Origin of the sequence: Pseudacidovorax sp. RU35E (assembly GCF_900156165.1) — a bacterium.
Taxonomy (GTDB): domain Bacteria; phylum Pseudomonadota; class Gammaproteobacteria; order Burkholderiales; family Burkholderiaceae_C; genus Xenophilus.
This window is the reverse complement of record NZ_FTMY01000017.1, coordinates 94121-111860: the sequence shown is the minus strand read 5'-3', so window position 1 is coordinate 111860 and position 17740 is coordinate 94121. Positions and strand designations below refer to the sequence as shown.

The window sequence follows — 17740 nt, the reverse complement described above, 5'->3', positions numbered from 1 at the left end:
GATCCAGGCTACTCAACGCGCGGCGGCTGATTGATCGGCGACTCATCCGCGCCTCCCCAGCAAGGGAGATCGTCCAATCTTTTCCCTGGGCGTGGGAGTGATTGGCTTCACGTCCGAAAAGCGCGCCTGCTCGATGGCTTGTTGCAGCGATGGCAGGCTCCAGGTCTTTTGCAGCCGCAGACTGTTCATGCCAGCGTTCCACGCATGCAGCATGCGCTTGCCTGTCTCGTGAAAGACCGGGTAGCGCCCTGCAGCCTCAACCACTTGGGGAGTCACTCGAACGATGGCCTCACAGATGCGCTCCGTGCGCTCTTTGACCTGGGCGGGCATCACGCCGCAGCGCGTCTGCAGAAACCGCTCCAGCGCTTTGCCCGGCATCCAGGTGCTGCGCCCCTCCACCGGCATCCCTGGGGGATTTTTCGCGTAGTCGTCGTAGACCGTGATCGTCAGCATGTCGTAGACCGGCGCCAGGACGATGTTTTCGCGCGACGAGTACAACAATGCGATGTTCTTGGTGTGGCAGTCCGCATTGCGCAGCGCATAGGTCAACAGCAGCAGGTCCGCCAGTTGCGACAGCGCCGCGTTCTGCTGCGCCGCGATGGTCACGACATTCTTGATGCGGCCCACCACGCGCTCCCAAGTCGACTGGTACTTCTCTTCCGGCCGCAGCAACAGCAGGCTGCACAGGTCTTCCATGCCCTTGCGCGTGGCACCGTCGTCCTCGAAATCGAAGCGGTGCACCACAAGCGCCTGGCCATCGTCGGACACCTCCGTCTGTGCCGTCGGAATCCCTGCCTGGCGCGACACCTCCATGCAGAAGTGCTCGTTCAACGCAACGCCCGGAAGCCTGCCCGTGGTGCCTTTGATGATGTGGCGGTCAGTGGCCAGCGTGCCTTTGCCATACTCCGCCAGCGTGTTGGGCGACAGGAACTTCGGTACGACGCCCGACACCCCGGAGACGGCGTAGCGGCGGACCAGTTCCACGAAGGCCGCCTCTGAGTTGTCGCCGCGCAGAATGGCCCCCAGTTCAAACGCTACAGGGGGCTGTGTAGGGTCTGCGCCCCGAGCCGCCACCTTGACGCGTCCAATGGCGTTGCGCCCCACTACGGACAAGAGGTTGAGTGGTGATGCGCCGACGTGCGGCCCCAGTTGCTCCTGCAGGATGGACAGCAGAAAGCCTTCCGGCAGATTCATGCGGAACACGGGATGCAGATCGGGGTAGGCGTAAGACTCGGTCCGCACCGGCATGAGCAGCGAGACGAACTGCTCGGGACCCACGTCCGGGTGGTAGGCCATGATGTGCCGGAAGCCATCGGCAGACTCCAAGGTCGCCACCGGCCTGTCGTGGACGAAGACGTGCAGTTTCATCGCTGAACCCCGCCGACGCCCTCAAAGGCGCGCTGCCGCTCCGCCAGCGCGTCGTCGAGCGTGAATTCGCGCTTCATCGGCACGAAGTCCATCCCGTAGCCGAGAACTTCCAGCAGGCGCAGCAACTTGCGGGAGCCGAATTCGGCGACGCCGCCGGTCTCGAAGCGCGCAAGGGTGGACTGGCCCATGCCGCACAGGTTGGCCAGTTCCTTCTGCGTCATGCCACGCTCCTTGCGCAAGCGCGCGAGTGCGCGGCCGAGATCCAGCAAGGTGTTCATATGCCTTATTTGCTATCGTGTTTAAGATGAAAGACGAAAGCTCCAACGCAAGCCTCACTTTCAGCAGGACAATTTATAGCACATAAAGCATGAATATCGATAGAAAATTATGCTTTATATGCTATCAAATGAACTGGGGAGAATGCTTGTACATGAGGAAAGGAGCAAGCTTTCGCCACGATTATTAGCATATAAGGCATCAATTTTGGATGAGGTTTGCACCAATCCAGGTCCTGAACCACATACGACAGACTGCGCCCTCCTGGGTTTTTATGAGGCACCCCAGGACGCATCCTTGCGACATCGCTCGACAAGGTGCCGCCATGCTCTTCCATCAAACCCTGCCCAAGCCGAATCCCTCCAAGGCCCCGCCGGCCTTCTACCGCCTGCACGACGTCATGCGGATTTCCTCGCTCAGCCGCTCGACGGTCTATAGGCGGGTCTCTGAGGGCCGCTTCCCTGCACCCGTCCGTCTCGGCGGCAGGGCCGCCGCTTGGCCGAGTGCCGCGCTTCAAGCGTGGATCGACGATCCTGACGGCTACCGATCGCCTACGCCGCCGCCCTGACGTCCACCGCACCCCCAAGGCCCTGGGGCAGGCCGCTCCTCACCCATGGCAGCGGCGAAGCATCCAGCCGGCGCAGATCGCGCGTCGGCTCGGCCGTTCGACCATCAGCGAGGTCGTCCAGCAGATCCGCCCCCACCCGGATCATCCGGCGTAGCTGCTCGAAATGCGTCGTGCGGTCATAGCTGCTGCCAAGCTCTTCATCCGACACGTGTGCCAGGTGCTGCTCGATAATCTCCCGATCCCAGCCGAGCAGTTCCCGGATGAGGGTGCGGGCCGTAGCGCGAAAGCCATGTCCCGTGATCTGCTCCTTCCTGTCGTAGCCCAACGTGCGCAGCGCACTGTTGACCGTGTTGTCGCTCACGTAGCGCCTCTTCTCGGAGCGCTTGGCCATGCTCCGAAAGATCCGGCCTGCGGGTCCAGTCAGCGCAGCACCGTTGGCAAGCTCTGATGCATCAACCGCACTTGACGATTACCCGGGCCCGAACGCTCGCTCCGCCGCAGCAACGTGTCGGACCTGCGCCCCCTGAAGCGCCGCGCCGTATCTCGCATGTCGCGAGGGCTCAGAAACCTGTTGGATCGTTCAGCCAAGTCTGGAGTGCTTCGCGGCGCCAGCCTGTCGCACGTCCGCAGCGAGACCTGTGCAGGGAACTCGCCGGCGGCGATGCGGCGGTAGATGGTCGAGCGGCTCAAGGCGGTGATGCGGATGACGTCAGAGAGGCGGAGGAACGCTGGCTCGGCTTCGGGTGACGAAGAGATGCTGTGCTGTCTGTTGGGCATGGTTGCGCCTTGTGACGGGTTTTGCTGACATCGCGAGGTTGGCTTACGGGGTGAGGCTGGCTGAGTTGCCAAGTCTGCGCGTGCCGGCAGTTCCTGCCGTCAGGCTCTTCGGGCTTCGCCCCAGGTCGACGATGTCGTCCTGGCCGTCAGGCTTCGATCCTTCACGCCTCCGGCCGCCGCCGTGCGACGGTCTGCGCGCTCCGCTCGCCCTTGGGGAGGGGCGGGCGGGGGCTGGCTTGCTGGTTCCCTTCATCCTTGCACACCGTTCTCGCGGTCAAGGTCTGCGCGTGCTTCGCACGCTGGCGGCCTCGCGGCCGTCTTCGAACCTGTGACCGCTGCGCTGCGATGTGCCGGTTCCGGTCCCGGGCAATTCCGCCCGGTCACTGGAGGCCGTCATGGCGCACGATCTGTTTTCCTCTTTCCACTCCCTGAGTACCGTAGTCCCTGCTGCTCTGCTGGTCCAGGACCATGCGGGCGAGTACCGCCGTGCAACGGCCGAGGAGGTGCTCCTGGCGGCACAGCAGGTGCTTGCAGGTCAGGTGCGGGGCGCCGATCTGATGGACTCGCCGGCTGCGGTGCGGGAGTTCTTGCGCGTGCGCCTGGGGACGTTGCCCCACGAGGTGTTCGCCGTGATCCACCTGGATGCACAGCATCGGGTGCTGGACTACGTGGAGATGTTCCGCGGGACGGTGAGCCAGACTTCGGTGTATCCGCGCGAGATCGTCAAGGAGGCGCTCGCACGCAACACGGCTGCCCTGCTTCTGGTCCACAACCATCCCTCTGGCGCGGCCGAGCCTTCGCGGGCGGATGAGTTGCTCACACGCACGCTCAAGGACGCGCTGGCGTTGGTGGACATCCGGGTGATCGACCACCTGATCGTCGCGGGCCCAACGGTGGTGTCGTTCGCAGAGCTCGGGCTTCTTTGAACGAAGGGGAGCGGCTTGCTGCTCCCTTCACCCTATCACGGCGTGCTCGGCCTTCAAGGGCGGCGCGCCGCTGGCGCTTGCGGCCTGACGGCCGCCTTCGGCCCCTGACGGCCTGCGCTGCGCCGCGCGGATGACGGTCTCGGGCAATCCCGCCCGAGCAACCGGAGATCCTCATGGACGACAAATCGTATGTTTCGCTGGAGCAGCACCTGTGTCTCGTTTGCGGCAGGCTGTTCGACACCGGCCATGTGCTGATGGACAAGCGCTTTCGCGCGAGCATGGAGCGTCACACGACGACGGGTTGGGGCCTGTGCCCCGAGCATCAAAAGCTGTTCGACGAAGGTTTCGTCGCGCTGATCGAATGCGATCCGGCGCGCAGCGGCGTATCTGCAGGTTCCACGCGTTTGCAGCCTGAGCGGGCCTATCGCACAGGGAGGCTGGCGCATCTCCGGCGCGAGGTGTTCACGCGGGTGTTCAACGTTGCGATCGGCGATGGGCAGGCTTGCGTCTTCGTCGAGCCGGGTGTGATCGCGCGGCTCGAGGCGATGGTGTCCGCCCAGGGCTGATCGGCCGGATGCCGACGACGCGCCGCCCCACCGGGGGGCGTGTGGGTGCGCATGATCGGTGTGGGCCATGCGCTCGGTTTCGGCTTTGGGCGGCTGCCTCGTGCCGCAGGCGAGAACCTCCGCGAACTCAGCGGGCGTGGCCCGCGTCTGCTTCTCGCTGCCAGCGCAATGGGGGGTGTTTGCATCTGGTGCCGGCTGGTGGGCGTCTCTGGAGGCTTTCCCGCAACCTTCCCAGGGCAGACGCGGACGGGAAGGACTCGGCTCGTTCAGCCGGGTGTCGGCCCGGCGGACCTTCGCATCGCTGGCACCTTCCTTTGCCGGGCAATGACCGGCGATGTCGTGAGCTCCTGCGACGCGATGTCGATGCGGATGAACGGCGCAGGCTTCTTGCAGGGGCCGGATGGGTGCACGAAGGTGGCAGGGCCAGTGCCCCCGGTTCCTTGCGAGGGTCGGTCCGCTCCCACGGCCTTGTCTTTGAGCGTGAATCCTGGCGCGGGCACGGCAGGCCTGCACTTCGCTGCCGCTGCGCTGCGGCCTGCCTCGGGCTTGATCGCCGCAACCGGCCTGCCCAACAAATTTCCCCTGCGCTGCGCGCATTCCTCGCGAGGCAAATTTGCCGGGCCTGCCGGTCCTCCACTGCGTTGCGGCCTCCGGTGCGACGCGCCCGACCCCCGCCGGTCGGATCACCGCACAAGGCCGCGATGGGCGCGGACCTGGCACCACCTCGAAAGGAATCACCATGAGCACCATCGGCAACTTCACCGCCTCCGGCAACAGCTACACCGGCACCGTGCGCACCCTCACCCTGAACGTCAAGGTCCGCATCGTCCCCAACGACAAGGGCAGCGACAACGCCCCGGACTTCCGCATCGTGGCCGGCAACGGGCTGGAGATCGGCGCCGCCTGGAAGAAGGTCAGCCGTGCGGAGCGGCCTTACCTCTCGGTGACGCTCGATGACCCATCGTTCCCGTCCACCATCTACGCCCGCCTGGTCGAAGGCGAAGAAGGTGCCCACCAACTGATCTGGACACGCACCAAGGCCGACTGATCGTCCACGCCCTGAGCGCCCCGCCGAGGCGGGGCGCTCCGTCTTGTTTCAGCGCCAGCCGATGGGCGGCCTTGCCAAGGCTCACCATCGCGTATGGGGAAGTCCGTTTCCGCGTAGAGCCGATTCTGTGCATTGGCGGTTCTGCGCAGGAGCGTAAAGCCGTCAACCCGTCTCTGCGGTTCGACGAGGCTCCGACAAACCGACTCTCCGGCATTGCGGATTCGTGCGTCTGCGGCGATGCCGCACCGCGCTCTCGTGCTTGTGCATCCAGCCACCTGGCCTCGCGAAGCCAGGTGTCTGGCCCCTGTCGGGCTTCGATCACTGACGCCTTCGCGCCCAGGGCGCTGCGCGCTTCGCTTGCGGGGAGACGAGCGCTGGGGGCTGGCTTGCGGTTCGGCCATCGTGCCACGGCGTGCTCGCCGTCAAGGTCTGCGCGTGCGTCGCACGCTGGCGGCCTGCGTCCGTCCTGCGGAACCTGTGACGGCTGCGCTTCGCCGTGTCCTGCCTGGCCTGGGCAATTCCGCCCGGCAACCATGGAAAGGCATTCCTCATGACGACGCTCATCACCGACGAACAACGTGCGCAACTGCTGGAGAACGGCAGGCAATCCCTCGACGAACACAGTTTCGATCCGCGGCCGGTGGTCAAGCTCTTCACGCCCGATGCGGGCGCGACGTGGCTGCTCACCGAGATCGATCCCGATGATGAAGACCATGCCTTCGGGTTGTGCGACCTGGGTCAGGGCCACCCTGAGCTCGGGTGGATGAGCCTCGCGGAGCTGGCCGCGCTGCGGGGACCGCTGGGCCCGCCGGTCGAGCGGGACCTGTATTTCCACGCCGACAGGGCCATCTCCTTCTATGCGCGCGACGCGCGACTCGCGGGGCGCATCGTGGCATAGGTCGGCCGTCGAGGCGCTGAAAGCCACGCGCAGGCGACGCCAACGTGCCAGCCTGCGCTTTTCGTTCACCAGCGCTGCGCCATGACGATCCACTCTTCTGCCGGCACGTCCGAAGCACCCTGGTGCGCGGGCGCTGCCTACCTCTACCTGCTCGAGCTCGACGGGGCCGCGCTGGCCTGGGAGTACCTGCGGCGCCATCCCGCCTACCGAAGCGCCTGGCGCTTTGGGCGTTGGCATGGCTCCCTGCACGCGCTGAGGCGATGGGGGTTGCGATGTCGCCGCTGATCCTGAGGAGGATGCACGGACTGCTTGCCCTGTTTGGCTAAGCGCGGCGGAGGGCGCGCTTCACGTGCGTCCATCGGATGCAGGTATCCGGGCCGCCGTCGGCGCGGGCGCCCAGTGCTTCGACCTCTGGCGCATCGCCGGCCGCAAGCATCTGGTTGGCGCGGCCGATGCTGTCCTGACCGTGTCCATCGGTTCCCGGCATGCCCGCATCCTGCTCGACGAGCGCATGTCCGATGGCGCGCCTTGCATCTGCACCGTCCCGCTCACACCGCATCTGCGGCGCCAGCTGGCTGAGTTCCAGGCGCTCGCAGGCCTGCTCGATGGCCGGACGCTGTGCCCAGCCTCCAACCGCTCGGCGAGCCGCAGCGGCTTGCTGCACCTGCGCGCGCTGCAGGCGCTCGATGCCGTGCAGGCCGGTGCGTCGCACCGTGAACTGGCCATCGCGCTCTTCGGCCTGGAGGCCGTTCGACGCGAGTGGCATGCGGACGGCGTGATGCGTGCCCAGGTGCGACACCTGGTGTCGAGGGCTGAGGGTTTCATGCGTTGCGGCTACCTCGGACTGGCTGGGCTGCGACAGAGGGACGATGGCGCCCACGGAGACGAAGCCGGGCACTGAATCTCTCCCTGCCCGAGCGCCGCCCGTTTCCAGAGACTGCCTCCATCGGGCTGCGAATGGATCGCGGCCCATCCACCGAGATGGAGGCCTCCATGGCGACCGCACATTCCATTCCCCCGCGCCCCATGGCCGTGGCTGCGACTCGGCCCGCTCCAGATGGCACGGGTGCCGAACCCGAGTTCCTGACCACGCAGGAGGCGGCGGCCTTGCTGCGCCTGTCGCCCCGCACGCTGGAGAAGCAGCGGGTGCTGGGCGGCGGGCCACGCTTTCGCAAGTTCGGGTCCCGGGTCGTCTATGCGCGGGTGGACCTGCTGGCCTATGCCGACAGCAACACCTTCGGCATGACCTCGGACCCGGGCTACGCGGTCCGGGATTCGGTGCGTTGAGCGGGAGAGCAGGGCGTGGCGATGTCCAGGCGATCTGGCGAGCGGGAGCAGCTCACGCTGTTCCGCGCCTTGCCGGCCGAGGACATGGCGCTGCGCGATGCGCAGGACCTGATGGCCTATCCCTTCTTCAGCCTGGCCAAGTCGCGGCGCGTGGTGCCCATCCGCTTCGAGGCCGGCGCCGTGTCCCTGACGGTGGAGGGTGTGCCCGAGCACGGCATCGCCACCATCTGGGACGCCGACGTGCTGATCTGGGCGGCGAGCCAGATCGTGCAGGCGCGGGACGAGGGCAGGCCCACCTCGCGCCTGATGGCGGCCACGCCCTACGAGATCCTGCGTTTCACGCAGCGCGGCACGGGCCAGACCGAGTACCTCGCGCTGCGGGCCTCGCTGGACCGGCTGCAGTCCACCACGGTGCAGACCTCGATCCGGCAGGCCGGGCGGCGCATGCACCGCTTCTCGTGGATCAACGAGTGGCGCGACTGCGTCCGCCCTGATGGCCGCTCTGCTGGCATCGAGTTGATCCTGCCAGACTGGTTCTATTCCGGCGTGATCGACAACGCGCTGGTGCTGACGCTGGACCGCACCTATTTCCAGCTCACGGGCGGGATCGAGCGCTGGCTGTACCGCCTGGTGCGCAAGCACGGCGGACGCCAGCGCAGTGGCTGGCGCTTCGAGCTGCGATACCTCCATGCCAAGTCCGGCAGCCTGCAGCGCTACCGCGACTTTGCGCTGCATGTGCGCACCCTGGCTGAGCGCCAGTCGCTGCCCGGCTATCGGCTCTTGATCGAACGGATCGGGGCCGCCGATTGGCTGGCGTTCCGACGCGATGACGTTGCCGGCTTATCCACAGGTCCTGTGGAACAAGCTGTGGATCGTGTGGGGATGGGCTCGGGAGATCACCGGCAGGAGGCACGGGAGATCGGCGGCGCGGCGCTCGGGAGATCACCGGCGCCAAACCCGCTGGAACCCGCACGGGACAAGGGTTTGGGTCTTCCTTAACTTTTATCCATAACAGGGACTAACTTGATGAATACCCGCGCGCGTGAGATCTGGGGTGCCCAGGAAACGGGCAGTGCCGGCCTTGAGCCACGCCCTCGCGTGCCGCCGGCCCCCGGTTTGAGCGTCAAGGCCGCCACGCAGGCCAGCCTGGTGGGCAAGGTGATCGCCCTGTTGAACCAGAAGGGCGGCGCCGGCAAGACCACGCTGTCCACGCACTTGGCAGGCGCCTTCGCGTGTCGAGGAGAGCGCGTCACGCTGATCGATGCCGACCCGCAGGAGTCTGCGCTGGACTGGGCTCAGCGTCGGCTTCAAAGCGGTCAGGGTCGGCTTTACGGCGTGTTCGGGCTGGCGCGTGACACGCTGCACAAGGAAGTACCGCAGATCGCGCTGCAGGCGGACCGGGTCGTCATCGACGGCCCGCCCCGGGTGGCGTCGCTCGCACGCTCGGCGCTGCTCGCCGCCGACCTGGTGCTGATCCCGGTGCAGCCCAGCGCCTACGACGTCTGGGCGACACAGGAGATGGTGGCCCTGATCCAGGAGGCGCAGGTGTTTCGGCCGGGTCTGCGCGCGGCCTTCGTGATCAACCGGCGCATCGTGGGCACCGTCATCGGACGCGAGGCGCGCGATGCGCTGGCGGATCAGCCGTTTCCCACGCTGCGCGCCGACATCGCGCAGCGCATCGCCTTCGCCGACTGCGTGGCGGCGGGCAAATTGGTGTGGGAGGTGGCGCCCAAGGGCGCTGCGGCCCGCGAGATCTGGGCGTTGGCCGATGCCGCGCAGGAGGCACTGCGATGACAAAGGCGCCGCCACTCAAGCTGCCGCCACGACCTGTGATCGGACGCCGGCCGGCGCTCGATCCGGCAACGGCCTGGGTGCATCGGGAGGACGGCGGCGCTGCGCCCGCCAAGTCCCAGGTGTTCACTGCGCGGCTGACGATCGATGTGACGCCCGCGTTGCGCGGACGGATCAAGGTGACGGCGTTTCAGCGGGGCATCACGGCAGCCGACATGCTGCGCGAACTGCTGGAGCGCGAATACCCGGAGCCGCAGCCATGACGGTGCCATGCTTACGCACCACCGCACGTCGCGAGGACGTCGAATGCCTGCGTGCAACTCGGTCAGGAACCGGATTGGCGCGCGCCGCGCGCGGGGCTGCCGGACGTACGTTCTCGGGCATATCGCCGCTTCACGTGATGCCGTCATGGCAGCGGTGGCGGTCATGAGCGTCGTACTTTTACGTGCCGGATTGTTGGTCGGCATGGTGCTCGCAAGTGGCGCATTGATCGCGCCACTTGCCCTGCCATTGCCTGTCCGTGTTGTCTTCAATCCGACGGCCAGCGTGGCGCGCGGCTGGTATCGCATCGACGCGCCGCGCGATCCGCGTTCACTCCACCCCGGTGCCATCGTTCTGGCGCGGCTACCGCACGCCGTTGCGTCGTTCGCCGCGCAGCGGGGCTACCTGCCTGAGGGCGTGCCGGTGCTCAAGCGGATCGGTGCCATGGCGCCGGAGCGGGTGTGCGTGTCTGGGCAGCAAGTGGTGATCGAGGATACCGCCGTGGGCGTCGTGCTGGCGCACGACGGGGCGGGCCGTCCCTTGCCTTCGTGGCTGCATTGCAGACGGCTCGTTCATGGCGAGTTGTTCCTGCTGGGCGACGCGCATCCGGCTTCGTTCGACAGTCGCTACTTCGGTCCCGTCGGCGCCGACGCTGTGCTCGGCATCGCGCGGCCGTTGTGGATCTGGTGAGGCCATCGAGATGCCTTCTCGTGTCATCGCCAGTGCCGCAGAGACCTCATGGGCTTTGCGTGATCGCGGCTCTTGCACATGCAATCGATGTCTCTCGGAGGCTGCGGCGTCCGGCTCGCCTGCTGGGCGCATTGCGCAGTCCGGCAGGTCTGCCCGTTGCGGGTCACGCATCCGGGTGCGGGGTGGATCCGGGTTTTGCAGGGGGAGGGCAAGAGAAAAGGGGCGGCACACCCAAGGGCGTTTCTCCTGTCTGCACAAGGGTTTGGCGCGGCACCGGCCCCGCCGCCGCGGTGCCTTCGCCGTGCCGTTGTCCCATCGTCGGAGGCGCCATGGCGGCTGCCGATGACGACCGCTTCCGGCCCCTGCTTGGCGCGCCCAAGGCGCGTGGCCGTGGCCGTCCCCAGGCCTTCATCTCGCGCGTGCTGAAGGCGGCGTCCGCATCGGGCGCCAAGCCGCGCGTGGGCGATGGGCGACCGGCGTCGTCCTTTGGGCGCGGGCGAGTCGCCGCTGGCGCGGCAGGCCGCCGTCTGGGTGCTGATGCGCGGCGGGTGGTTGTGAAGTCGCGCTTCGTGGTGCTGCGGCGTGCGGGCAAGGCGGGTGTGCTCGCCCACCTGCGGTATATCGAACGCGATGGCGTGACGCGCGACGGCCAGAAGGCCCAAGCCTACGGTGCCGAGACGGACGTGGCCGATCTCAAGGCCTTCGAGGCGCGCGGCCGTGGTGACCGGCACCAGTTCCGTCTCATCGTCTCGCCCGAGGACGCCGCCGAGCTCGACGACCTGCGCGGCTTCACGCGGCGGCTGATGCAGCAGATGGCGACGGACCTGGAGACGCCGCTGGACTGGGTGGCCGTGGACCACTGGGACACAGACAACCCGCACACGCACATCGTGCTGCGAGGACGGGTGGGTGGCGCGCGCGATGAGCGGGACCTGGTGATCGCTCCCGACTATGCCGCCCACGGGATTCGCCACCGGGCCAGCGAGATCGTCACGCAGTGGCTCGGGCCGCGCACCGAGCTCGAGATCCAGCGTGCCCAGCAGCGCGAGGTGCAGCAGGAGCGCCTGACCGGCCTGGACCGGCAACTGCTGCGTCAGGCCGTGGATGGCGTCGTCGTGCTGAGGTCCGCACCGGTGCCGGACCGGGTTTCTGCGCGTGATACGCTTCTGCGGGGGCGCCTGCAGCGGCTCGGGGAGTTGGGGCTCGCGCGCAAGATCGACGCGCACCGATGGCAGCTTTCTCCGAGGCTGGCGGACACGCTCTCCACCATGGGGCAGCGTGGCGACATCCTTCGCACTTTGCACCGCGCCATGGCGGGCGAGGCGCGATCACTGGTGCCCGATCCACCGCCAGACGCTCGCATCCTGGGGCGTGTCCATGCGAAGGGCTTGCACGACGAGCTGCTGGAGCAACCGTACCTGGTGATCGACGGCATCGATGGGCGTGCCCATTACGTCCGGCTGCCCGCGGGACGCGATCTGTCCGGTATTCCTGTGGGAAGCATCGTGGCCTGTGGGCCGCCGCCCCTGGGGCGCGCGGCCGACGGTCTTGTGCGGGCAGCCGCTCAGGGCGGTCTCTATGAGGTGGCTGCGCATCGCGCCGCGCTTCAGACCAGCCGGCACCCCCATGTCGAACAGGTGCTGGCGGCCTGCGCCCGCCGGCTGGAGGCCCTGCGACGCGGTGGTGTCGTCGAGCGCGTGACTGACGGGGTCTGGCGAATTCCTGATGACCTGGCCGAGCGGGCCCGGGATCACGACGGCCGCAAGGGTGCTGCAGGTCTGCATGTGGACGTCCGTTGTCATCTGCCGGTCGAGCAACAGGTTCATGCGTGCGGCGCCACATGGCTGGATCGACAACTCGTTGGCGCCGAGTCGTCCGAGCATCCCGCTGCCGCAGGCTTCGGCGCGCAGGTGCGCCGTGCGCTCGAGGACCGACTGCGTGTGCTGGCGTCACAGGGCTTGGCGCAGCAGCAAGGGGCGTACGTGGTGCCGAACAGAAACCTGCTGCAGGCGCTGATCGCGCGGGAGGTCGAGCAGCATGGCCGAGCGCTCGAGGCGGAGACCGGCAAGGTGTGGCGAGCCGTCCAGGACGGCGTTCGCGCCCAGGGCACCTATCGGACGTCCGTTCAGCTCGTCAGCGGCCGCTTCGCCTTGCTCGACGACGGCCACGGCTTCTGCCTGGTGCCTTGGCGGCCCGTCATCGAAACGCGCCTTGGCCAGGCTCTGAGCGTGACCGTCCGAGGCAGCACGGTGAACTGGGAGGTGGGGCGCAGCCGTGGGATCGGCCGCTGAGGGCTCCCCATGCGCTGGCGGCCTTCTGTTCGTCACTGTTGGGGTGGACTGCGCCCCAACGCGCAGTTGCGCTGCCAGCTGAGCAAGGGCGTGGGCATGCGGACGCGGGTCCGAGTCGCCGCAGCGCGAGGGGATGGGGGTTACTGCGCCTCCACTTCCAACGCGCTGGGTGTGGCCTCAAGGCCGCCGGCCCCGTCCTCGTCAGGCGCCACGTTGAAGCTGCAGGCGAACAGCTGCTGACCGGCGACCTCGCGCGGTGGGCCGAGCCGGGCGTGGGCGAAGCCGCCTCGATGCAGGATCCGCGCGATGGCCACGGGGGACACGCTTACGAGTTGCCTGGCACCCCGTTGTGCGGCCTCCCGCAGGCTCACCCGAAGCAGGTCGAGCGCAGCGGGCGAACCCAGCGTGTGGCCTCGTGCAGGCGGTGATTCGGGATCGAAGGCCGCGAAGCGCGACAGCTCCCACACGGCGGCCGAGCGCGGGCACGGGGTGCCGTTCAGCAGTTCGGGAAAGACATCGGCGAGCAGATACGGACCGGTGGTCGGCAGCAGGCGCGCGCATCCGGCAATTCGACCATGGTTGCAAAGTGCGACCACATACACGGTGCCCGGCGTGTCGAAGGTGTCCCACTCTGCGCCAGGGGTCGCATCGGGCAACTGCCAGCCCAGATGCTCGACGAAAACCTGGTGCCGATAGCGGCCGAGCGCATCGACCAAGGTGGCGCCGAGTTGTTGCGCGTTGCCTGTCAGGTAGTGCATGAAATCCTCCGGTGTGATCACCGCGATTTCAGGCAAAGACGCGCTGCCGAGGTACCTGCTGAATCTGGTAGTTGCGCGCCGCGTTGAACGCGCTGCGGTGCGCCTTGGAGTGCGCGAGCCGGGGTCTGGATCGCGAGTTGCCAAAGACGATGACTGCTCATCGAGCGCACAGCTGTTGCATAAAAGGCGCATGTTTCGTTAATCTTTTGTGACGGTCATGTGTCAACGTCCGATGAGGGGAACCACATGGAGAGTTGGGGCGGCGCACTGCTGGATGCGTTGGATGCGAGCGGGGATGTTCGGCAGGCTTTCAATACGGTGGCCAAGTGCGCAGAGCAGCTTGGCTTCGAGTGGTGTGCCTACGGCTACCAGTACCCGCTGCCGTTCACCGATCGGCGCTTTTACCTGGTCAACAACTACGCGGAGTCATGGCGAGAGCGCTACAAAGAGGCCGGTTACCTTCGGGTCGATCCCACCGTGGCCCATGCGCACGCATCGCTGGAGCCGGTGCTGTGGTGCGACGGTCTCTTTCGGTCCGCGCAACAGTTGTGGGACGAAGCGCGGTCGTTTGGACTTCGCCATGGGCGGGCCCAGGCCTGCTACGGACCGGAGGGCGGCGTGGGGATGCTCACCCTTGCACGGTCCTCGGAGCCGATCGGCCAGGCTGAACTTCGTACCAAGGAGGTCCGCCTGCGCTTCCTGGTCAACGTGGCGCACGCCGCCTTGACGAAGCGGATCCTCCAGCTCAAGGGCCTGCACCTGGCGCCGCTGACACCCCGCGAGCGTGAGGCGCTACGCTGGGCAGCCGACGGCAAGACGTCGACGGAGACGGCGCAGATCCTGTCCACGTCGTCGCACACCGTGGAGTTCCACATCAAGAACGCAGGGCGAAAGCTGGGCGCGCGCAACCGTCCCTCGGCCACGGCGCGGGCCGCTGCCACCGGCATGCTTCGCTGAAGACGCCGGCGCGCGCGATGGCGCTCAGGCGAAGGGGGCGCGCTTGCGCAACGCGGCCGCGCCGGTTGCGGCGATCAGTGTGAGGCCCGCCCAGGTGAGCGTCGAAGGCCGTTCCTGCCAGATCAGCATGCCCAGCAAGGTGGACCACAGCAGCAGGCTGAAGCGCAGGGGCATGACGCGCCCCAGATGCGTGCTGCGCAGCGCCGCGACAAGCAGCAGGTTGCCTGCGGTGGCGCATAGGGCCGCGCCAGCCAACAGTCCCCAGTGCCATGGAGTGACGGATGGGGCGGGCGTCGTCGCCTGCCAGGCCCCCAGGCCGGCAAGTCCGACAGTGGCGCTCGTCAGGAGCGTCATTGCGCGCGCCGACAGGGCCTGCGCCAGGCGTCGCGTGCTCAGGTCCCGGGCGGCCAGGCACAGGGCGCAGATGAATGCCGCCGCGACACCCGCGAGCGGCGGTTGTTGGTTCTGCCATGGCTGCACGACCAGCAGGGCGCCGAAGAGACCCGCCAGCACGCCCAGCAGGCGAGTCCATGCGCGCGCCTCCCAGCCCAGCAGCTGTGCCCCGAGCACCGCCAGCATGGGGGCGGTCATCGTGATGGCCGTGACGACGCCCAGGGGCGCGTGGGCCAGTGCCCAGGTAGCGCTGGCGGCCGTGGCGAGCTCCAGCGTGCACCGCAGCGCCACGGCTGGGCGCGTGAGCGCGCGTGGCTGAAGCCGCTCGCGTGCAAGCAGGACCAGGGTCAGCGCGAGCGAGCTGGCGAAGAGGCCCCGGATGGCCAGGATCTGCGTCACCGAAAGGTCGTGTGCGCAGAGCTTGACCAGGGCATCGTTGCCGGCCCAGCAGCCCATGGCAGCGGCCATGGCCGCGGGGCCGTACCGGCCCTCCGCATCAATTCTCACGGGCTTGGCCGTCGCCTGGGGAAACCGGTGGCGCGGCCGGCGCGATGCCCTGCAGGTCCGCGTCGTCCAGCGCTGCGCCGCAGGCCTTGAGCGTGTCCCAGAGGGCCCGCGCCTTCAGGACGATTTCATTGACCTCGGCATCGGGATCGGACAGCGCCACGATGGCGCCACCCGCGCCGATGCTGAGCATGTCGTCCTGCACGACGAGGGTGCGGATCACGATGTTCAGGCGCGCGGCGCCGTTGAGCGACAGATAGCCGAGGCTGCCGGAATACACGCCGCGCGGCGCGCCTTCCAGTGCGTCGATGATGCGCATCGTGCGCCTCTTGGGCGCGCCGGTCATGGAGCCGCCCGGGAAGGCCGCCTGCACGGCGTCCACGGCCGTGAGGTCGCTGCGCAGCCGGCCGCGCACGGTGCTCACCATCTGGGTCACGGTCGCGAAGCGTTCGATCCCGAAGAGCACCGGCACATGCACGCTGCCCACTTCGCAGCTGCGATTGAGGTCGTTGCGCAGCAGGTCCACGATCATGAGGTTCTCGCTGCGGGTCTTCTCGTCGGACAGCAGGTCCTGGGCGATCCGCTCGTCCTCTTCGGGGGTGTTGCCGCGCGGTGCCGTGCCCTTGATGGGCTTGGACTCGACGGTCCGGTCCGGCAGGATGGCCAGGAAGAGCTCCGGCGAAGCGCTGAGAACACTCAGTTCCGGCAGCGCCAGGTAGGCCGCGTAGGGGGCGGCATTGCGCGAGCGCAGCATGTGATAGAGCGCCATCGCATCCACGCGACCGACGCCGACGAGCTGGTTGGTCAGGCAGAGCTCGTAGCTCTCGCCCATGCGGATTTCCTGCTGGCAGCGTTCGATCAGCGTGCGATAGGTCGGCAAAGGGGTGTGCCAGCGCATGCGTTGCACCTGGCTCGCCGCCTGGGTCCGACTCTCCGGTGGCGGCGGCGGCATGGCCTCGGCTTCGGCCTGCAAATAGGCCGCGATGGACTCGACCCAACCTTGATGCAGATCCTGGCCCCCTTGCGGCGTGAGCCAGACGATCCACACTTGGCCTTCCGCGTGGTCGAAGGCGAGGAAGCGGTCCACGAACAGCCAGGCGGCGTCGGGTCCAGGGGCCTCGTGGACGCCGTCGCCATCGAGCTCCTGCTTCAGTTCATAGCCGAAGTAGCCCACGAAGCCACCGACGAAGTCGAAGGGCAGCGGCGCGTGCAACTGGGCAGGCTCGTTGGCGAGCCGCAGGCCCAGGTAGTCGAAGACGCTCTGCGGCAGCGTTTCCTCGCAGTCCGCATGCTGCACATGCAGCGCGCCGCTTTCGCTGTCGTAGCTCAGGTATTCGCTCTGCGGTCCGCTGCCATCGCCCATGAACGAGAAGCGGGCGATGCCGGGCCCGTTCTGGCTGCTGTCCAGCCAGAAGGCCGGACGCTGGCTGGCGAAGAGCGCCTGGTAGACCCGGGCTGGGTCCACGAAGAAATCCAGGCACCGGGCGCGCACATCCCAGGCGGGCGCTGGCGGCTCGGCCGCTTCGGGCATCGTGATGAAGCTGCCCCAGGTGCTGCGGCGTACCCGGCTCTGCTGCCATTCGAGGGTCAGTTCGCGGAAGTTGCGCAACAGGCGGGCGCCGTGCTCGGTGCAGACCGACTCGGGATGGAACTGGACGCCCCACCAGGGCTTGCGCACATGCCGCAGTGCCATGAGCGTGCCGTCCGGCGCCCAGGCGAGCGCTTCCAGGCTGGAGGGCAGTTGGGTCACGGCGAGCGAGTGGTAGCGCACTGCCTCGAAACGGTCGGGGATGCCCTGGAACAGCCCGCGGCCGCAGTGCGAGATGCGGTCGATCCGCCCGTGCATGGGTCGCATGGCCAGATCGACGGTGGCGCCGCAGGCATGGCCCATGGCCTGGTGGCCCAGGCAGACGCCCAGGATGGGCACGTCGGCCTGCGCCAGCGCCTGCGCCGACAGGCCCAGGTCGGCCGGCTGCTGGGGGCGGCCGGGGCCCGGCGAGATCACGATGTTGTCGAAGCCCAGGTGCGAGGCCTCGGCCCAGTCCATTTCGTCGTTGCGCACCACCACGGGCGGGACGCCGTTGCTGGCGGCCAAGTACTGGAACAGGTTGTAGGTGAAGGAATCGTGGTTGTCGATCAGCAGGGTGCGCATGGAGGGCCTCCAACGTGAAAGGGAAGCGGCCATCCTGAACGTGCTTGCGCCAAATACAACCTCCGGAAAATGGGAGGTTCGCCGGTGCGGTGGCGGCGTCCGTCGAAGTCAGGCGAAGGGGAGCGGTGGCGTGGCCGGCGTCGGAACCTGCCGCTGCGCGCCGGTGTCGGCCACCCGTGGCGCGCTCGGTGCCCTTCCGGTCTGGTGCCGGCGGCGCCGCTGCGCGGCC

21 protein-coding genes are annotated in these 17740 nt (G+C 67.7%); 14 read left to right on the top strand and 7 right to left on the bottom strand.

What is annotated here, in order from left to right:
* Positions 1 to 42: 42 nt before the first annotated feature.
* Complete coding sequence (locus tag BXA03_RS24330) at positions 43 to 1368, bottom strand: type II toxin-antitoxin system HipA family toxin (RefSeq protein ID WP_076511754.1); 1326 nt, start codon at positions 1366 to 1368, stop codon at positions 43 to 45.
* Positions 1365 to 1646 carry a helix-turn-helix domain-containing protein gene (locus tag BXA03_RS24325; protein WP_076511753.1) on the bottom strand — a complete coding sequence of 94 codons (282 nt, stop codon included), beginning with the start codon at positions 1644 to 1646 and terminating at the stop codon, positions 1365 to 1367. The genes BXA03_RS24330 and BXA03_RS24325 overlap by 4 nt, the downstream gene beginning before the upstream one ends.
* Positions 1647 to 1855: 209 nt before the next feature.
* Between BXA03_RS24325 and BXA03_RS24320 the strand changes: the two genes are divergently transcribed.
* On the top strand, positions 1856 to 2212 hold the full coding sequence (locus tag BXA03_RS24320; RefSeq protein WP_369822467.1) for a helix-turn-helix transcriptional regulator: 357 nt from the start codon (positions 1856 to 1858) through the stop codon (positions 2210 to 2212).
* Here the strand turns inward: BXA03_RS24320 and BXA03_RS24315 are convergent.
* Both BXA03_RS24315 and BXA03_RS27585 read right to left on the bottom strand, forming a co-directional pair.
* Positions 2196 to 2603 carry a site-specific integrase gene (locus BXA03_RS24315; protein WP_234983823.1) on the bottom strand — a complete coding sequence of 136 codons (408 nt, stop codon included), beginning with the start codon at positions 2601 to 2603 and terminating at the stop codon, positions 2196 to 2198. The two genes, BXA03_RS24320 and BXA03_RS24315, sit on opposite strands and share 17 nt — an antisense overlap.
* Before the next feature lie 29 nt (positions 2604 to 2632).
* Positions 2633 to 2989: a helix-turn-helix transcriptional regulator gene (locus tag BXA03_RS27585; RefSeq protein ID WP_200803429.1), complete on the bottom strand. Its 357-nt coding sequence runs from the start codon at positions 2987 to 2989 to the stop codon at positions 2633 to 2635.
* 395 nt (positions 2990 to 3384) lie between these two features.
* Between BXA03_RS27585 and radC the strand changes: the two genes are divergently transcribed.
* The 12 genes from radC to BXA03_RS24255 all read left to right on the top strand — a co-directional run bounded on the left by radC (position 3385) and on the right by BXA03_RS24255 (position 12747).
* Positions 3385 to 3915 (top strand): RadC family protein, encoded by a 531-nt coding sequence (gene radC / locus BXA03_RS24305; protein WP_076511751.1) that lies wholly within the window; start codon positions 3385 to 3387, stop codon positions 3913 to 3915.
* A gap of 173 nt (positions 3916 to 4088) precedes the next feature.
* On the top strand, positions 4089 to 4481 hold the full coding sequence (locus BXA03_RS24300; protein ID WP_076511750.1) for an ATPase: 393 nt from the start codon (positions 4089 to 4091) through the stop codon (positions 4479 to 4481).
* A 739-nt stretch (positions 4482 to 5220) separates the two neighbouring features.
* Entirely contained in the window at positions 5221 to 5529 is a 309-nt protein-coding gene (locus tag BXA03_RS24295; protein ID WP_076511749.1) for a DUF736 domain-containing protein, read from the top strand.
* A 550-nt stretch (positions 5530 to 6079) separates the two neighbouring features.
* A complete protein-coding gene (locus BXA03_RS24290) occupies positions 6080 to 6427 on the top strand; it encodes a DUF2958 domain-containing protein (protein ID WP_076511748.1) in 348 nt (115 codons plus the stop codon).
* 81 nt (positions 6428 to 6508) lie between these two features.
* A complete protein-coding gene (locus tag BXA03_RS26720) occupies positions 6509 to 6712 on the top strand; it encodes a transcriptional regulator domain-containing protein (protein WP_143476438.1) in 204 nt (67 codons plus the stop codon).
* Between the two features lie 181 nt (positions 6713 to 6893).
* Positions 6894 to 7328 carry a DNA -binding domain-containing protein gene (locus BXA03_RS24285; RefSeq protein ID WP_143476437.1) on the top strand — a complete coding sequence of 145 codons (435 nt, stop codon included), beginning with the start codon at positions 6894 to 6896 and terminating at the stop codon, positions 7326 to 7328.
* 92 nt (positions 7329 to 7420) lie between these two features.
* The gene (locus BXA03_RS24280) at positions 7421 to 7714 is read left to right on the top strand and encodes a helix-turn-helix domain-containing protein (RefSeq protein WP_143476436.1); all 294 of its coding nucleotides are present in this window, start codon (positions 7421 to 7423) and stop codon (positions 7712 to 7714) included.
* Positions 7715 to 7735: 21 nt separating this feature from the next.
* Positions 7736 to 8713 carry a replication initiator protein A gene (locus BXA03_RS24275; RefSeq protein WP_076511747.1) on the top strand — a complete coding sequence of 326 codons (978 nt, stop codon included), beginning with the start codon at positions 7736 to 7738 and terminating at the stop codon, positions 8711 to 8713.
* A gap of 27 nt (positions 8714 to 8740) precedes the next feature.
* Positions 8741 to 9508, top strand: a complete 768-nt coding sequence (parA, locus tag BXA03_RS24270) for a ParA family partition ATPase (protein ID WP_083716429.1) — start codon at positions 8741 to 8743, stop codon at positions 9506 to 9508.
* On the top strand, positions 9505 to 9768 hold the full coding sequence (locus tag BXA03_RS24265; protein ID WP_076511746.1) for a chromosome partitioning protein ParB: 264 nt from the start codon (positions 9505 to 9507) through the stop codon (positions 9766 to 9768). The genes parA and BXA03_RS24265 overlap by 4 nt, the downstream gene beginning before the upstream one ends.
* Positions 9769 to 9811: 43 nt before the next feature.
* Entirely contained in the window at positions 9812 to 10456 is a 645-nt protein-coding gene (locus BXA03_RS24260) for a S26 family signal peptidase (RefSeq protein ID WP_234983821.1), read from the top strand.
* 329 nt (positions 10457 to 10785) lie between these two features.
* Positions 10786 to 12747, top strand: coding sequence for a DUF3363 domain-containing protein (locus BXA03_RS24255; RefSeq protein WP_076511745.1), 1962 nt, complete (start codon positions 10786 to 10788; stop codon positions 12745 to 12747).
* Positions 12748 to 12887: 140 nt separating this feature from the next.
* Here the strand turns inward: BXA03_RS24255 and BXA03_RS24250 are convergent, their stop codons facing one another.
* A complete protein-coding gene (locus tag BXA03_RS24250; RefSeq protein ID WP_076511782.1) occupies positions 12888 to 13505 on the bottom strand; it encodes an acyl-homoserine-lactone synthase in 618 nt (205 codons plus the stop codon).
* Positions 13506 to 13751: 246 nt separating this feature from the next.
* On the opposite strand from BXA03_RS24250, the gene BXA03_RS24245 reads away from it, so the two are divergent.
* Positions 13752 to 14462, top strand: coding sequence for an autoinducer binding domain-containing protein (locus BXA03_RS24245; RefSeq protein WP_076511744.1), 711 nt, complete (start codon positions 13752 to 13754; stop codon positions 14460 to 14462).
* A gap of 24 nt (positions 14463 to 14486) precedes the next feature.
* On the opposite strand, the gene BXA03_RS24240 is transcribed toward BXA03_RS24245, so the two are convergent.
* Positions 14487 to 15323, bottom strand: coding sequence for a DMT family transporter (locus tag BXA03_RS24240; protein WP_076511743.1), 837 nt, complete (start codon positions 15321 to 15323; stop codon positions 14487 to 14489).
* Positions 15324 to 15351: 28 nt separating this feature from the next.
* Positions 15352 to 17511: an aminodeoxychorismate synthase component I gene (gene pabB, locus BXA03_RS24235; protein WP_076511742.1), complete on the bottom strand. Its 2160-nt coding sequence runs from the start codon at positions 17509 to 17511 to the stop codon at positions 15352 to 15354.
* Positions 17512 to 17740: the final 229 nt, after the last annotated feature.

Coding starts and splice junctions, on each gene's coding strand:
- BXA03_RS24330 (WP_076511754.1), bottom strand. CDS start 1,368: ATGAAACTGCACGTCTTCGTCCACGACAGGCCGGTGGCGACCTTGGAG.
- BXA03_RS24245 (WP_076511744.1), top strand. CDS start 13,752: ATGGAGAGTTGGGGCGGCGCACTGCTGGATGCGTTGGATGCGAGCGGG.
- BXA03_RS24260 (WP_234983821.1), top strand. CDS start 9,812: ATGCCTGCGTGCAACTCGGTCAGGAACCGGATTGGCGCGCGCCGCGCG.
- BXA03_RS24240 (WP_076511743.1), bottom strand. CDS start 15,323: ATGGCCGCTGCCATGGGCTGCTGGGCCGGCAACGATGCCCTGGTCAAG.
- BXA03_RS24280 (WP_143476436.1), top strand. CDS start 7,421: ATGGCGACCGCACATTCCATTCCCCCGCGCCCCATGGCCGTGGCTGCG.
- BXA03_RS24315 (WP_234983823.1), bottom strand. CDS start 2,603: ATGGCCAAGCGCTCCGAGAAGAGGCGCTACGTGAGCGACAACACGGTC.
- BXA03_RS24255 (WP_076511745.1), top strand. CDS start 10,786: ATGGCGGCTGCCGATGACGACCGCTTCCGGCCCCTGCTTGGCGCGCCC.
- BXA03_RS27585 (WP_200803429.1), bottom strand. CDS start 2,989: ATGCCCAACAGACAGCACAGCATCTCTTCGTCACCCGAAGCCGAGCCA.
- BXA03_RS24265 (WP_076511746.1), top strand. CDS start 9,505: ATGACAAAGGCGCCGCCACTCAAGCTGCCGCCACGACCTGTGATCGGA.
- BXA03_RS24275 (WP_076511747.1), top strand. CDS start 7,736: ATGTCCAGGCGATCTGGCGAGCGGGAGCAGCTCACGCTGTTCCGCGCC.
- BXA03_RS24325 (WP_076511753.1), bottom strand. CDS start 1,646: ATGAACACCTTGCTGGATCTCGGCCGCGCACTCGCGCGCTTGCGCAAG.
- BXA03_RS26720 (WP_143476438.1), top strand. CDS start 6,509: ATGACGATCCACTCTTCTGCCGGCACGTCCGAAGCACCCTGGTGCGCG.
- pabB (WP_076511742.1), bottom strand. CDS start 17,511: ATGCGCACCCTGCTGATCGACAACCACGATTCCTTCACCTACAACCTG.
- radC (WP_076511751.1), top strand. CDS start 3,385: ATGGCGCACGATCTGTTTTCCTCTTTCCACTCCCTGAGTACCGTAGTC.
- BXA03_RS24295 (WP_076511749.1), top strand. CDS start 5,221: ATGAGCACCATCGGCAACTTCACCGCCTCCGGCAACAGCTACACCGGC.
- parA (WP_083716429.1), top strand. CDS start 8,741: ATGAATACCCGCGCGCGTGAGATCTGGGGTGCCCAGGAAACGGGCAGT.
- BXA03_RS24290 (WP_076511748.1), top strand. CDS start 6,080: ATGACGACGCTCATCACCGACGAACAACGTGCGCAACTGCTGGAGAAC.
- BXA03_RS24320 (WP_369822467.1), top strand. CDS start 1,856: ATGAGGTTTGCACCAATCCAGGTCCTGAACCACATACGACAGACTGCG.
- BXA03_RS24250 (WP_076511782.1), bottom strand. CDS start 13,505: ATGCACTACCTGACAGGCAACGCGCAACAACTCGGCGCCACCTTGGTC.
- BXA03_RS24300 (WP_076511750.1), top strand. CDS start 4,089: ATGGACGACAAATCGTATGTTTCGCTGGAGCAGCACCTGTGTCTCGTT.